12 protein-coding genes are annotated in these 14,582 nt (G+C 75.4%); 4 read left to right on the top strand and 8 right to left on the bottom strand.

All coding sequences use genetic code 11. The annotated features are described in order from the left end of the window. Positions 1-95: 95 nt before the first annotated feature. The 4 genes from alc to ACY0MR_RS24035 are packed head-to-tail and all read right to left on the bottom strand — an operon-like array spanning position 96 to position 4,227. Positions 96-1,223, bottom strand: coding sequence for an allantoicase (alc, locus tag ACY0MR_RS24050; protein ID WP_388798740.1), 1,128 nt, complete (start codon positions 1,221-1,223; stop codon positions 96-98). Between the two features lie 59 nt (positions 1,224-1,282). Continuing rightward, positions 1,283-2,209: a LysR family transcriptional regulator gene (locus ACY0MR_RS24045; RefSeq protein ID WP_473555279.1), complete on the bottom strand. Its 927-nt coding sequence runs from the start codon at positions 2,207-2,209 to the stop codon at positions 1,283-1,285. Between the two features lie 10 nt (positions 2,210-2,219). Beyond that, complete coding sequence (locus ACY0MR_RS24040) at positions 2,220-3,257, bottom strand: DMT family transporter (RefSeq protein WP_473555276.1); 1,038 nt, start codon at positions 3,255-3,257, stop codon at positions 2,220-2,222. A 4-nt stretch (positions 3,258-3,261) separates the two neighbouring features. Beyond that, entirely contained in the window at positions 3,262-4,227 is a 966-nt protein-coding gene (locus ACY0MR_RS24035; RefSeq protein WP_473555274.1) for an EamA family transporter, read from the bottom strand. A gap of 133 nt (positions 4,228-4,360) precedes the next feature. On the opposite strand from ACY0MR_RS24035, the gene ACY0MR_RS24030 reads away from it, so the two are divergent. Beyond that, entirely contained in the window at positions 4,361-4,873 is a 513-nt protein-coding gene (locus tag ACY0MR_RS24030) for a MarR family winged helix-turn-helix transcriptional regulator (RefSeq protein WP_361858528.1), read from the top strand. Between the two features lie 207 nt (positions 4,874-5,080). Here the strand turns inward: ACY0MR_RS24030 and ACY0MR_RS24025 are convergent, their stop codons facing one another. The 3 genes from ACY0MR_RS24025 to ACY0MR_RS24015 all read right to left on the bottom strand — a co-directional run bounded on the left by ACY0MR_RS24025 (position 5,081) and on the right by ACY0MR_RS24015 (position 7,692). Further along, positions 5,081-5,308: a hypothetical protein gene (locus tag ACY0MR_RS24025; protein WP_361858532.1), complete on the bottom strand. Its 228-nt coding sequence runs from the start codon at positions 5,306-5,308 to the stop codon at positions 5,081-5,083. A gap of 103 nt (positions 5,309-5,411) precedes the next feature. Further along, positions 5,412-7,493, bottom strand: a complete 2,082-nt coding sequence (gene malQ, locus ACY0MR_RS24020) for a 4-alpha-glucanotransferase (RefSeq protein ID WP_473555271.1) — start codon at positions 7,491-7,493, stop codon at positions 5,412-5,414. A gap of 1 nt (position 7,494) precedes the next feature. Continuing rightward, the gene (locus tag ACY0MR_RS24015) at positions 7,495-7,692 is read right to left on the bottom strand and encodes a hypothetical protein (protein ID WP_148004101.1); all 198 of its coding nucleotides are present in this window, start codon (positions 7,690-7,692) and stop codon (positions 7,495-7,497) included. A gap of 239 nt (positions 7,693-7,931) precedes the next feature. Between ACY0MR_RS24015 and ACY0MR_RS24010 the strand changes: the two genes are divergently transcribed. After that, the gene (locus ACY0MR_RS24010; protein ID WP_473555268.1) at positions 7,932-11,114 is read left to right on the top strand and encodes a beta-N-acetylglucosaminidase domain-containing protein; all 3,183 of its coding nucleotides are present in this window, start codon (positions 7,932-7,934) and stop codon (positions 11,112-11,114) included. Between the two features lie 118 nt (positions 11,115-11,232). Here the strand turns inward: ACY0MR_RS24010 and ACY0MR_RS24005 are convergent, their stop codons facing one another. Further along, the gene (locus tag ACY0MR_RS24005) at positions 11,233-11,796 is read right to left on the bottom strand and encodes an HNH endonuclease (RefSeq protein ID WP_361859672.1); all 564 of its coding nucleotides are present in this window, start codon (positions 11,794-11,796) and stop codon (positions 11,233-11,235) included. A gap of 257 nt (positions 11,797-12,053) precedes the next feature. On the opposite strand from ACY0MR_RS24005, the gene ACY0MR_RS24000 reads away from it, so the two are divergent. Beyond that, positions 12,054-13,115, top strand: a complete 1,062-nt coding sequence (locus tag ACY0MR_RS24000; protein ID WP_404082524.1) for a mechanosensitive ion channel family protein — start codon at positions 12,054-12,056, stop codon at positions 13,113-13,115. A 214-nt stretch (positions 13,116-13,329) separates the two neighbouring features. Further along, entirely contained in the window at positions 13,330-14,544 is a 1,215-nt protein-coding gene (locus ACY0MR_RS23995; protein WP_388798720.1) for an ROK family transcriptional regulator, read from the top strand. Positions 14,545-14,582: the final 38 nt, after the last annotated feature.

The following is a 14,582-nucleotide window of genomic DNA, read 5'->3' as shown; positions in this document are numbered from 1 at the left end:
CGTCACGTCCCGGTCCCGGAGGACCGGCCGTGGTGTCCGCCCGGCGGGCGGGCGTCGGCGCGCTGCCGCGCCGCCGGGCGGAAGTGCGGGACCGCTCAGCCGCCGAGCGCCGCGAACCGGGCGCGCAGATCGGCCGCGCCCTGCTCCGTCAGGGCGCCGTGCAGGCGCATCCGGGCGACGCCGCCGTCGGGGAAGGCGTCCAGGCGGACGTGGGTGACGACGGCCTGCGCCGGGAGCTTGAAGCGGTGCAGGGTGTCGGGCTGGAGGCGGGTGCGGGGGATGATCTCGAACCACTCCCCCGTCGCGCCGTTGCGGCCCTGGAGGGCGATCCAGCCGGCCGAGTTGCCCTTGAGGTACGCGGTGTCGATCTCGACGGCGCGGACCGCGCCCTGCGCGGCGAGCCGGAAGCGCACCCAGTCGTTGGTGCCGCGGACCCGGCGGCGCCGGTTCTCCCAGCCGTCGTCCATCTTGCGGGAGGTGCCCGGCAGGATGATCTGGGTCGGCGAGGAGTAGAACCTGTCCGAGGCGTCCTCGTACGAGCCGCCGTTGAGCACGGAGATCAGGTCGAGGGTGCCGAGCAGCTCCAGCCACTCGGGGTCCGGCACGACCTCGCCGTGGACGCGGAGGCGGGCGATGCCGCCGTCGGGGTGCTGGCAGACCCGGAGGTGGGTCCAGCGGCGCTCGGCGGTGACCGTGAAGCCGTTGGCGGCGTGGCCCCGGACGGGGGTCGGCGGGACGAGCTCCTCCCACTTCGCGTCGAGCAGCTCCGCCGGGCTCGGCGAGCCCTCCACCGCGGTGGCCTGGATGCTCACGCGCTGCGGGTAGTTGCCGCGGAAGTGGGCGGTGTCGACGATGATGCCGCGGATCACGCCGGGGGCGCCCAGGCGGACGATCGCCCAGTCGTGGTCCCCGGGGGCGGGGAAGACGTTCTCGGCGTCGGCGCCGCGGCGGCGGCGGGTCTCCCAGCCGTCCATGATCTTGCCCTTGTGCCCGAAGTGCTCCGGGTCGAAGACGGCCCGCTCGCGGACGAGGAGGTTCTCCCGCTCGGCGAAGAACTCGTCGTTCGCGGCGACGACCCCGGCGCCGAGGCGCCGGTCGGCGAGGTCGACCAGCTCGGTGAAGGGGAAGTCACCGGTCCGGTAGTCGGCGTACGGGTCGCCTCCCGAGTAGGGGGCGGCGTCGTTGGCGTGCGGGTCCTGGTCCTGGCTCGTCTCGAAGGTCATGGACCGACTGTGCGCCCCCGACACCTGACGGGTCCATCGAATGTTTTCGACGAATGGGTTCAGTTCTGCTGAACGGTATCCCGCTGGGCCGCCGCCTGGCGGAGCGCGGCGAGCACCCGTGCCACCGCCGGGCCCTCCTCCGCCCCGCGCCGGACCGCCGCGACGACGTGGCGGCGCGGCTGGTCGGCCGCGAGGACGCGCATGACGACCCCGGCGCCGCCCCGCCGTTCCGCGGACGCCATCCGGGGCACCAGGGCGATGCCCATCCCCGCCTCGACCATGGCGAGGATCGCGGTCCAGCCCGAGGCGCTGTGGGCCTGTTCGGGGACGAAGCCGGCGGCCTCGCAGGCGGCGGTGGTGATCTCCGACCAGGGGCCCGAGCCGCCGAAGATCCAGGGTTCGGCGGCAAGGTCGGCGAGCCGCAGCCCGGGCGCGTCGGCGTGCGGGTGCCCGGCGGGCAGGGCCACGTCAAGGGGGTCGGCGAGGAGCGGGATCCGGCTGAACTTGGGGTCGCGCACGGAGGGCGCGTGGGCGGCGAGCGAGAGCGCCAGATCGACCTCGCCGGCCGAGAGCAGCTCGTACGCCTCCGCCGCCTCGGCCTCCCGGATCCGGACGTCGAGCCCGGGGTGCGCGCTCCGCAGCTGCCGGACGGCGGGGACGAGGAGCGCGGGCACGGCCGTCGAGAACGCCGCGACCCGCACCTCGCCGGCCTCGCCCCGCAGATAGCCGTCGAGTTCGGCGTCGGCGCGCTCCAGCTGGGCGAAGACCGCCTCCGCGTGCCGCAGCACGAGGTGCGCGGCGTCGGTGAGCCGGACGCGGCGCCCCTGGGCCTCCAGGACCGGTACGCCGAGCTGCCTGGCGAGGTTGGTGAGCTGTTGCGACACGGCCGAGGGGGTCATGAGCAGCGCCTCCGCGGTCGCGGTGACGGTGCCGCGGTCGCGGAGGGTGCGGAGGATCTGGAGCTTCTTGATGTCCCACTCGGTCATGGGGCGCAACCTATCCGGCCGCGCGCGTCCGGGTCGCCGACGCCAGGGCCACCCCGCCGAGGACGAGGGCCATGCAGACCGCGCCGAGGACGCCGAGCCGCTCGCCGAGCAGGGTGGCGGAGAGGAGGGCGACGCAGACGGGCTGGAGGTAGTAGACGACGCCCGCGCGGGCCGCGCCGATGAGGGAGACCGCCTTGTTCCAGGCGAAGAAGGCGACGGCGGAGGACGCGACGCCGACGTAGAGCAGCGGGCCGACGGTGCCGGTGCGGGCGGTGAACCCGCCCTGGACGGCGAGGGACGCGGCGTAGCAGGGCGCCAGCATCAGCGCACCGAGCAGGAAGGTCGCGAAGAGGAAGGCGAGTCCGTCGATCTCCGCGGGCCTGCGCCGGAGCAGGGCGCTGTACGAGGCGAAGGACAGGGCCGCGGCGAACATCCAGAGGTCGCCCGCCGCGAAGTCGACGGCGAGGGAGCCCTTGCCGACGAGCAGCAGGACGCCGACGACGGCGGTCGCCATGCCCAGGACGCGGCGGGCGCCCAGGCGTTCGCCGCCGAGCCGGGACCACAGCGCCATGATCACCGGGGAGGCGGCCATGATCATGCCCATGTTGGTGGCGGAGGTGGTCAGTCCCGCCTGGTGCACCAGGGTGTTGTAGAGCGCGACGCCGAGCAGCGAGGCGAGCGCGACGAACCCGAAGTGCCGCCGGATGACCTTCCGCTGCCGCCAGAAGGGGCGGGCGGCGAACGGGGCGACCGCGACGAGGGCGATGACCCACCGCCAGAAGACGGCCTGGACGGGCGGGACCGAGTCGGCCATGCCCCGGGTGGCGACGAAGCTGCCGGACCAGACGACGGTGGCGAGCAGGGCGAGGAGCACGCCGACGCCGGCGCCTCGGGAGGGCGCCGGCGGGCGGGGGGCGGGGGTCGGCGGGTGGGTGGCGGCGGGGATCGGGGTGGCGGGTGCCGGGGTCGGAGTGGTGGGTGCCGGGGTCGGAGTGGTGGGTGCCGGGGTCGGAGTGGTGGTCGGGTGACGTGCGGTGATCGGGCTCATGGAGCTACCGTCGCATCGCCGCACCTTCCAGGTCCATCGAAACTTCCTGACCGTTCTTTTCAGTCGAACTGAACGGTTCACCCTCGGTCCCGGCGGTCGGCACGGGCTTCTCGGCGGTGCGGGGTGCCAGCTGGCCCGCCAGGGTCGCACCGAAGGCGATCACCATGCCGAGGAGCTGGACCGCGCCGAGCGCCTGGCCGAGCGCCGCCCAGCCGATGATCGCCGCGGTGATCGGCGAGAGCGGGCCGAGAAGGGTGGCGGAGGAGGCGCTGAGCCGCTCGATGCCGCGGAACCAGAGGAAGTACGAGATCGCGGTGTTGCCGAAGGCGAGGTAGGCGTAGCCGGCCAGGTTCACGCCCGTCAGGGCCGGCGGGGCGCCCTCGACCAGGAAGGCGATCGGCAGGATGACCAGGCCGCCCGCGGTGAGCTGCCAGCCGGTCAGCGCGAGCGCGCCGACCCCCTCGGGGCGGCCCCAGCGCTTGGTGAGGACGACGCCCGCCGACATGGAGAGCGAGGAGAGCAGCCCGGCGAGCACGCCGACGGTGTCGAACGCCGCTCCGGCCTTGAGCACCACGAGGCTGACGCCGAAGGCGGCGGCGATCGCGGTGAGCAGGGTCCTGACCGTGGGCCTCTCGCCGAGGAGGAGGGCGGCGAGGCCGACGACGAAGAGCGGGCCGACGGAGCCGACGACGGCGGCGACGCCGCCGGGGAGCCGGTAGGCGGCGAGGAAGAGCAGCGGGAAGAAGGCGCCGATGTTGAGGGCCCCGAGGACGGCGGACTTCCACCACCAGGCGCCCCGCGGGAGCTTGCGGGTGAGCGCCAGGAGCAGGAGTCCGGCGGGCAGGGCGCGCATCAGGCCGGTGAAGAGCGGCCGGTCGGGCGGCAGGAACTCCGTGGTGACGAAGTAGGTGGAGCCCCAGGAGATCGGGGCGAGGGCGGTGAGTGCGACGACGGCTGCCTTGCGGGACATGACGGTTCCCCCTTGCTGCGGATGCCGGTCCGGGCGGGCCGGACTGGCTTGGCGGTAATTAACTTAGCACTAAGCTACTTACTTGCAAGTGGCTTTCTTGCCATCGAGTCACGGGGGCGGGGAGACTGCCCGCATGGACACGAAGACCCCCGGCCCCGCCCATGACGCCGTCGACGCCATCGCCGACCAGTGGGCGGTGGTCCGCCCCGACCTGGACACCGTCCCGATGGCCGTCTTCGGGCGGATCTACCGGCTCGCGAACGCCATGCGCGGGCGCGTCGACAAGGCGTACGCGCCCTACGGCCTGGCCCTCGGGGAGTTCGACGTGCTCGCGACGCTGCGCCGTTCGGGCGAGCCGTACACGCTCTCGCCGCGCGAGCTGACGGCGACGCTGATGATCACCACCGGCGGGATGACCGGCCGGCTGGACAAGCTGGAGAAGGCGGGGCTCCTCACCCGCAGCCCCGACCCGCACGACCGGCGCGGGCTGCGGGTCACGCTGACCGAGCACGGGCGGGAGCTGGTGGACCGGTCCGTGTCGGCGGGGCTGGAGCAGCAGCGGGAGGCCCTGGAGGGCGCGCTCAGCGAGGAGGAGGCGGCGCAGCTGGCCGGCCTGCTGCGCAGACTGCTGGCGACGACGGCCTGAGCGGCCGACGCGGCGCCACGCGCGCGTGAGGCGTCACGGGAGGCACGGGCGCGGGGCGGGGACGCGGGCCCGGCACGGCCGGACGCCGGGACGGCGGAGGCGGCGGCGCGGGGCGGCGCCTCCGCCGGAGGGTGTTGCACGCACGCGAGGGCGCCGCACGGTACGGCGTACCGTGCGGCGCCCTCGGCGGAGCGGAGGAGGAGGCGGTCAGGCCTTCTTGGACTTGTCGAGCAGCATCACCAGGCCGACGATGACCAGGAACAGCACCAGCGGTGCGGCCACGAACAGGCCGAGGGTCTCGATGACCTCCAGCTTGGGGGCCGGGTCGTCGCCGTCGTCGCGGGTGAGCGCGAGCGCGGGGGACGACATGAGCAGCATCATCAGCGTCGTACCGGCCGCGATCGAGCCGGCGCGCAGTGCGTTCTTCTTGTCCACGGTGCAAACGTAGCGAACACCCGATCGGCCCGCGCGCCCGGGGGTGCCGTACGGGGGTCGGGGGGCCCGGCGCGGGCGGTCCGGGAGGCCCGCGCCGCACCCGTCAGACCGCTCCGTCCGCCTCCTGGACGGCCGTACGGGCGTGGAGTTCGCGGAGCAGGGCGTGCGCCCGCGGGGAGGCGGCGAGGCGCTCCAGGGACATCGGCTGCCCGTCCGCGTCCGCGAGCGGGAGCCGCCAGTTGGGGTACTCGTCCCAGGTGCCCGGCAGGTTCTGCGGCCGCCTGTCCCCCACCGCGTCCGGCAGCCAGACCCCGACCATCCGGGCCGGGGTGCCGAGCAGGAACCGGTGGACGGCGCCGATCGCGGCCTCCTCCGACCCCGGCCCCTCGGGGAGCAGCCCGAGCCGCTGGAACAGGCCCAGCCACTCGGCGGTCTCGGCCGCGTCCGCGGCCCGCTCGCGCGCCAGGTCGCCGGGGAGCAGCCCCAGGCGGTGGCGCAGGGCGACGTGGTCGCCGGAGAGGCGGGCGGCGGTCGGGGGCAGGTCGTGGGTGGTGGCGGTGGCCACGCAGTCGGCCCGCCACTCGGCCGGGGCCAGCGGGCGGCCGGAGTCCGCCCAGTCCCGCTCGAACCAGAGCACGGAGGTGCCGAACACCCCGCGGGCGGCGAGTCGCTCCCGTACGCCGGGCTCGACCGTGCCGAGGTCCTCGCCGATGACGAGGGCGCCGGCGCGGTGGGCCTCCAGGACGAGGACGGCGAGCATCGCCTCGGCGTCGTGGCGGACGTAGGTGCCCTCGGTGGGCTCGCGGCCCTCCGGCACCCACCAGAGCCGGAACAGGCCCATCACGTGGTCGATGCGCAGCGCGCCCGCGTGGCGCAGGAGTTCGCGCAGGAGTCCGCGGTACGGGGCGTAGCCGGCGGCGGCCAGGGCGTCGGGCCGCCAGGGCGGCAGGCCCCAGTCCTGGCCGCGGGAGTTGAAGGCGTCGGGCGGGGCGCCGACCGACATGCCGGCCGCGAAGGCGTCCTGCTGGGCCCAGGAGTCGGAGCCCTCCGGGTGGACGCCGACCGCCAGGTCGTGGACGATCCCGATCTCCATCCCGGCCTCGCGGGCGGCCGCGGCGGCGTCGGCGAGCTGCCGGTCCGTCAGCCAGGCCAGCCGGCAGTGGAAGTCGACGCGGGCGGCGAGGCCGGGGTCGTCGCGGACGGCAGCTTCGGCCGTGCGCGGGGTGCGCAGCTCCTCGGGCCAGGACCGCCAGTGGTGGCCGTGGCGCTCGGCGAGGGCCTGGTAGGTGGCGTGGTCCTCCAGGGCTCGGCCCCGCGCGGCGAGGAAGTCGTGGAAGTCGGCGCGTCTGCCGGGGCCGGGTTCGACGCCGGCCACGACGAGTTCGAGGGCCCGCCGCTTGACCTCCCACACGGCGTCGCGGTCGATGGCCGCGCCCTTGCCGAGGACCCGCTCGCGCAGGTCGGCGGCTTCGGCGAGGATCAGGTCGAGCTCCTCGCGGCGCTCGGGGCCGAGCAGCGCGTACTCGGGGATCGCCTCGATCCGCAGATGGACCGGGTCGGGGAAGCGGCGCGAGGACGGCCGGTACGGGGACGGGTCGCTGGGCGCCCCGGGCACGCCCGCGTGGAGCGGGTTGACCTGGATGAAGCCCGCGCCGTGGGTGCGCCCGGCCCAGGTGGCGAGTTCGCGCAGGTCTCCGAGGTCGCCCATGCCCCAGGAGCGGCTGGAGAGCAGCGAGTAGAGCTGGACGAGCAGCCCGTAGGCGCGCCGCTCGGGGGCGGGCACGCGCGCGGGGGCGACGATCAGGGTCGCGGTGGCGGTGCGGCCGTCGGGGGCCTCCGCCTCGGCCGTGTGGACGCCGAGCGGCAGCCCCTCCCAGTCGTCGCCGGTGACGACGGCGCCGTCCTCGGTGGTGACCCGGAGCCGGGTGCCGTCCGGCAGGTCCGCCGGCGGGCGGGCGGGTTCCGTGCCGCGCCACCGGACCAGGGTGGGGGCCAGCAGGCGCTCCCGGTCGGTCCGTTCGGCCGCGTCGAGGGCGGCGGCGACCGCGTCCGGGGTCGTCGCGTCCACGCCGAGCGCGCCGAGGACGGCCACCACGGTGGCGTCCGGCACGGGCACGGTGACGCCCGCGGAGGGGCTGTAGGCGGTGGCGACGCCGTGACGGGCGGCGAGGCGGGCCAGGGTCACTTCACACTCCGGGGGACTCCGTGCCCGCACTTCCTGGGGCGCTGGGTTCGCTGGTGAGGGGGGCCGCCACGGTCAGCGGCGGTTCGCTGGTGAGGGGCTCGGCGTCGGGCAGCGGCGGCTCGCTGGTCAGCGGTTCGCCGGCCGGTGCCGTCTGCTGCGGAATCCGTATCCGTCCGAGGTGCTGGGCGGTCGTGGTCACGGGGATCTCCCGGTTCGTCTCGACTGGTGGGATCTGGGTAACGACTGAGCCCTACCCACCGCATCTCGTTTTACCGGCGGAATGTGGCGGAGTGACGTCACCTCGCCGTCGAACGGCCGGGCAAAGCCGACACATCGGCCATGTGCATTGACACCCCAGTGCGACGGGTGGTGGGGTCGTGACCCAGTCGTTACCGAACCGGCGGGCGGCCGGCGGCCTCCGGTCGAAGGGAGACACCCGTGCACCTCGGGCACCTCGGGCGCAGCAGGCGCGCGGCGACGGCCGTCGCCGCCGCCGTCATCGGAGGGCTCCTCGGAGGCGCGGTGCCGGGAGCGGCGCAGGCGGTCCCGGGGGTGGTCCCGGCCGGGAGTCCGGAGGCGGCGCCGTTCGCGCCGGGAGACCCGGTCGCGCCCACGGCCTCCTCGACCCGGGCTCCTTCCGCGGTCCCCCGGACCGACGCCTCCGCGCGCGTGCCCGCGGTCTGGCCGCGTCCGCAGTCGCTGACGGCCTCCGGGTCCGCGGTGCCGCTCGGGGACGAGGTGACGCTGCTCGCCGACGAGGGCGCCGATCCGTACGCCCTCGCCGCCCTGCGCGAGCTGCTGCGGTCCGCCGGGGTGCGGACCGTCCACACCGGGCTGCCCGGCCGCGGACCGGTCCTGCGGGTCGCGGGCCCCTCCGGCGAGGGCGCCGAGGACGTCCTGAGCGCCCTGCGGGTGCCCGACCGCCTCGACCTCCCGCGCGGCGGCTACCGGCTCGCCACGGGCCGTCCGGGCGGCCGGGACACGGTCGTCCTGGACGGGGTGGGCGGCGACGGGCTGTTCCACGCCGTGCAGACGCTGCGTCAGCTCCTCGGCACCGGGCGGGAGGTCCCCGGCGTGGTCGTCCGCGACTGGCCCGGCACGGCCGAGCGCGGGATCGTCGAGGGGTTCTACGGGACCCCCTGGACCGCCGCGCAGCGCCTCGCGCAGATCGACTTCCTGGGGCGGACCAAGCAGAACCGCTACCTGTACGCGCCGGGCGACGACCCGTACCGGAAGGCCCAGTGGCGCGACCCCTACCCGGCCGAGCAGCAGGCCGGGTTCCGGGCCCTCGCGGAGCGGGCCCGGGCCAACCACGTGACGCTGGGCTGGGCCGTGGCGCCCGCCCAGTCCATGTGCCTGTCCTCGCGGGCCGACCTGGCGGCGCTGACCCGGAAGATCGACGCGATGTGGGAGCTCGGGGTGCGCTCCTTCCAGCTCCAGTTCCAGGACTCCTCGTACGACGAGTGGCACTGCGACCGGGACGCCGACGCCTTCGGGCGGGGGCCCGCGGCCGCGGCCGCCGCCCACGCGCGCGTGGCGAACACGGTCGCCCGGCACCTCGCCGAACGGCACCCGGACGCCGAGCCGCTGACGGTGATGCCGACGGAGTACTTCCAGGACGGCGCGACCGAGTACCGCAGCGGGCTCGGCGAGGAGCTGGACGCGGACGTGCGGGTGGCGTGGACCGGGGTCGGCGTCGTGCCCCGCTCCATCACCGGCGGCGAGCTGGCGCGGACCCGGGCGGCCCTGGGGCGTCCGCTGGTCACCATGGACAACTACCCGGTCAACGACTACGCGCAGGACCGGCTCTTCCTCGGGCCCGCGCGGGGCCGGGAGCCGGCCGTGGCCGCCGGTTCGGCGGCCTTCCTCGCACTCGCGATGGAGCAGCCCGCGGCCTCCCGCGTCCCGCTCTTCACCACCGCCGACTACGCCTGGAACCCGCGCGGCTACCGGCCGGCGGAGTCCTGGCGGGCGGCCGTCGACGACCTCGCCGGACCGGAGCCCGCCGCCCGCGAGGCGCTGCGGGCGCTCGCGGGGAACGGCGCCTCCTCCGTGCTCGACCCGGCGGCCGAGTCGGCGTACCTGAAGCCGCTCCTGGCGGCCTTCTGGGCCTCCCGTACGAGCGCGTCCGCCGACGCGGGCCCCGGGCGGGAGAAGGCGACCCGGGACCTGCGGGCCGCGTTCACCGTGATGCGCGAGGCCCCCGGGCGGCTCAAGGACACGGCCGGCGGCGCCTTCGACGACGAGACGGGCCCCTGGCTCGGCCGGCTGTCGCGCTACGGCCTGGCCGGCGAGACGGCCGTCGACATGCTGGTCGCCCAGGAGTCGGGGGACGGTGCGGCCGCCTGGCGGGCCCAGTTGGCCCTGGAGTCGCTGCGCGAGGAGCTGTCGGCCGGCCGGGTGACGGTCGGCGCGGGAGTGCTCGACCCGTTCCTCACACGCGCGGTGGACCGGGCGAAGGCCTGGACCGGTGCCGACCGGACGCCCCCGGCGCGGACCGACCGCGCCGCCGACTCGTACACCGTGCGGCTCGACCGGGCGCGGCCCGTGGAGACCCTGACGGTGATGACCGAGCCGGGTGCGGACGGCGCGGGGGACGCGCGCGTGGAGGCCTACGTCGAGGGCGAGGGGTGGCGGCCGCTCGGTCCGCTGTCGGCGTCCGGCTGGACGCAGGCCGAGCTGAAGGGGCTGCGGGCGGAGGCGCTGCGGGTCGTGTGGAGCGGCGGGGGTCCGGCCCCCTCGGTGCGCTCGCTGGTGCCGTGGTTCGCGGACGGGCCGCGCGCGGCGCTGGACCTGGCCCGGACGGAGACGGACGCGGAGATCGGCGGTCCGTCCCAGCGGGTGGACGTCGAGCTGTCGGGTGTGCGCGCGGGCGAGGTGCGGGGGCCGCTGTCGGCGAAGGCCCCCCGGGGGATCACCGTCCGGCTGCCGCGGCAGGCGGTGGTCGAGCGCGGCGCCCGGTCGACGGTTCCGCTGGAGGTGTCGGTGGCGGCGGACGCGCCCGCGGGCACGTACCGGGTGCCGGTGACGTTCGCGGGCGAGGAGCGGGTGCTGACGGTGCGGGCCTTCCCGCGCACGGCGGGCCCCGATCTGGCACGCACGGCGACGGCCTCCTCGTCAGGCGACGAGACGCCGGACTTCCCGGCGGCCCTGGCGGTGGACGGCGATCCGGCCACCCGCTGGTCCTCGCCGGCGGAGGACGGCGCCTGGTGGCAGCTGGAGCTGCCGGAGCCGGCCCGGATAGGGCAGGTGGTGCTGCACTGGCAGGACGCGTACGCCTCGCGGTACCGGGTCCAGGTCTCGGCCGACGGGCGGATCTGGCGCACGGCCGCGACGGTGGCGGAGGGCCGGGGCGGCCGGGAGTCGGTCCGGATGGACGCGGCGGACACGCGGTTCCTGCGGGTGCAGGGCGAGGAGCGGGCGACCCGGTACGGGTACTCGCTCTGGTCGGTGGAGACCTACGCGGTGGCCGGGGCGGAGCGGCCCGCGGGCGGGAAGCCGCCGGAGCGGCCCGCCGGGGAGCCGGCGGAGGGGTCGGCGGGCGGGTCGGCGGGCGCCGCCGCGGGTGCCGGACCGGGCGGTGCGCCGGCGGGCACGGCGGAGGAGCGGCCCGCCCCCTGAGGGGCGCACCGCTCCCTGTCGCACCCGGCCCGCGTCGCACCCGGCCCGCGTCGCCGCCCGCCCGGCCCCCGCGCCCGCGGGCGGAGGTCGGGGCGCGCACGGACGCGAAAGGCCCGGCTCAACCCGTCGCCAGCGCCCTCGCGGGGGCGTCGGCGGCGGAGTCGATCCGGGCCATCACGTCGTCGGCACCGTACGGCTGGAGGTAGGGCAGCCAGCGGGGGTCCCGGTGTCCGGTCCCGATGATCCGCCAGGCCAGACCGGTCGGCGGGGCCGGTTGGTGGCGCAGCCGCCAGCCGATCTCGCGCAGGTGCCGGTCGGCCTTGACGTGGTTGCAGCGACGGCAGGCCGCCACCACGTTCTCCCAGGCGTGCGTGCCCCCGCGGCTGCGCGGGATGACGTGGTCGACGCTGGTCGCCACACCCCCGCAGTACATGCAGCGCCCGCCGTCACGGGCGAAGAGCGCCCTGCGGGTCAAGGGAACGGGCCCCCGGTAGGGGACCCGCACGAAGCGCTTCAGTCGCACCACGCTGGGCGCGGGGACGACTTGGGTCTCGCTGTGCAGGAAGGCGCCGGATTCCTCGAGGCAGAGAGCCTTGTTCTCCAGGACGAGGACGAGTGCGCGGCGGAGCGGTACGACGCCGAGCGGCTCGTACGACGCGTTGAGGACCAGGACATGCGGCACGGATGCCTCCTATGACGCCGGCGGCGCGTGGCTCGCGCCGGGACGAACTGCTCTCAGTCTCCCCTCATGCCTGGTCGGAACGCCACCACGTGCCGGGATCGGGGTGACGGCCCCGGCGTGTTCTCGACCACATCGGCATGTCTTCTCTCTGTCTGCCCGGGTGAGGTCCGTCTCTCCCTCGAACAGCGCTACGGGACCACGTCCGACGCCCCGTTACTGTGGATGCTCTGCGTACGCGATGCCCTGGAGGTCCACCCGTGTCCTGGTCCGCCCTTGCGGCTGCCACCGAACCCGAGCCCATTCCGGTGACCCTCGACGAGGCGGCGGAGAAGGCCACGAGTGCGGCGAGCTGGGTGGAGGAGAACTGGTCCACCTGGCTGAACACGGGGCTGCGCATCCTGCTGATCCTGATCGTCGCGCTGCTCCTGCGGATGGCGGTCCGGCGGGCCCTCACGAAGCTGATCGAGCGGATGAACCGCTCGGCGCAGGCGGTGGAGGGGACGGCCCTCGGCGGACTCCTCGTCAACACCGAGCGGCGGCGGCAGCGCTCGGAGGCGATCGGCTCCGTGCTGCGCTCGGTGGCGTCGTTCCTGATCCTGGGCACGGCCGGGCTGATGATCCTGGGCGCCTTCAAGATCGACCTGGCACCGCTGCTGGCCTCGGCCGGTGTGGCCGGTGTGGCGATCGGTTTCGGCGCGCGGAACCTGGTGACGGACTTCCTGTCGGGTGTCTTCATGATCCTGGAGGACCAGTACGGCGTGGGCGACTCGGTCGACGCCGGCGTGGCCTCCGGCGAGGTCGTGGAGGTCGGCCTGCGGGTGACCAAGCTGCGTGGCGTGGACGGCGAGATCTGGTACGTGCGCAACGGCGAGATCAAGCGGATAGGGAACCTCAGCCAGGGCTGGGCGACGGCGGCCGTGGACGTGACCGTCCGGCCGACCGAGGACCTGGAGCGGGTGCGGGCCGTGATCGTCGAGGCGGCCGAGTCCATGGCCAAGGAGGAGCCGTGGAACGAGCGCCTCTGGGGCCCGGTGGAGGTGCTCGGGCTGAGCGAGGTGCTGCTCGACTCGATGACCGTCCGGGTCTCGGCGAAGACGATGCCGGGGAAGGCGCTGGGCGTGGAGCGCGAGCTGCGCTGGCGGATCAAGCAGGGCCTGGACCGGGCCGGCATCCGGATCGTGGGCGGGCTCCCGGCGCAGGCCGAGGAGGCGGCGGCCGATCCGACCGCGGGGATGGCGGCGCCCTCGGCCTTCGCCTCGGCGACCTCGCCGCAGTCCGCGGCGGCCACCCCGCTGCCGAAGACCGACCTCAACAAGTAGCAGCGCGCGGGAACGCGCACCCGGGACGCCCCCGGAGGTAACGCTTTGGTTGCCTTCGGGGGCGTCTCGCGTGCCCGGGTATTGACGCCCCCGTGACGGCCGCCTTATTTTCCTCTCACCAAATAGGAAACTTTCCTAACAGTGAAGTGGGAGAGGCGGGCCGCCGCGAGGCAGCACAATGGCCCGACCAGCAGCCGAAGGCAGGTGCGACCTCATGGCCGGTACGACCCCGGGAACCCCCGGCACGCCGCGCGTGCTCCGCGCCATGAACGACCGGGCGGCCCTGGACCTGCTCCTAGAGCACGGGCCCCTCTCGCGGACCCGGATCGGCAAGCTCACCGGCCTGTCCAAGCCGACCGCCTCCCAACTGCTCGCCCGCCTCGAAGCGGCCGGCCTCGTCGTCGCCACCGGCACCACCGCGGGCCGACCCGGACCGAACGCCCAGCTCTACGCGGTGAACGCGCGGGCCGCGTACGCCGCCGGACTCGACGTCAACCCCTTCCGCATCCACGCCGCCGTCGCCGACATCACCGGCGAGATCGTCGGCGAGTACGAGCTCCGCACCCCCGGCCGCGCCGCCTCCGGCGTCGTCCGCCAGGTCACCGACGCCCTCGACGGGGCCGTCAAGGCCGCCGGCATCACCCGCGAGGACGTCCGGCGCCTGGTCATCGGCACCCCCGGCGCCTTCGACCCGGCCACCGGACGCCTCCGGTACGCCTCGCACCTGCCCGGCTGGCACTCCCCCACCCTGCTGGAGGAGCTGGCCGCCGTCCTGCCGATGCCGTTCGAGTACGAGAACGACGTCAACCTCGTCGCCGTGGCCGAGCAGCGCGTCGGCGCGGCCCGCGGCCACGCGGACTTCGTCCTGCTCTGGAACGAGGAGGGCCTCGGCGCCGCCCTCGTCCTCGGCGGGCGGCTGCACCGCGGCTTCACCGGCGGCGCCGGCGAGGTCGGCTTCCTGCCCGTACCCGGCACCCCGCTCGTACGGCAGGTCACCAAGGCCAACTCCGGCGGCTTCCAGGAGCTCGCCGGCGTCCAGGCCGTGCCCCGGATCGCCCGCACCGTCGGGATCGACACCCCCGAGCAGCCCTACGTGCCGGTCGCGAGCGGGCTGCTCGCCCGGGCCGTCGAGACCCACGGCGAGGACCCCCGGTACGCGGACCTGCTCGACCGGTACGCCGAACGCGTCGCCATCGGGCTCTCCTCGATCGTCGCCGTCCTCGACCCCGAACTCATCGTGCTCTCCGGCGACGTCCTCGTCGCCGGCGGCGAACCCCTCCGCGCGCGCGTGCAGTCCGAACTGGCCGACCTCGCCGCCTCCCGGCCCCGGCTCGTCCTCTCGGCCGTGCCCCGGCGCCCGGTGCTGCGCGGCGCCCTCGAAAGCGCCCTCGCCACCACCCGGGCCGAGGTCTTCGACACCTCGCGCTGACCCACCGACCCCCGCGTTCCCCCTTCCCCCGTAAGCCC

It is taken from the genome of Streptomyces sp. JN8, assembly GCF_055808075.1.
This window is presented reverse-complemented; position numbering and strand designations above follow the sequence as displayed.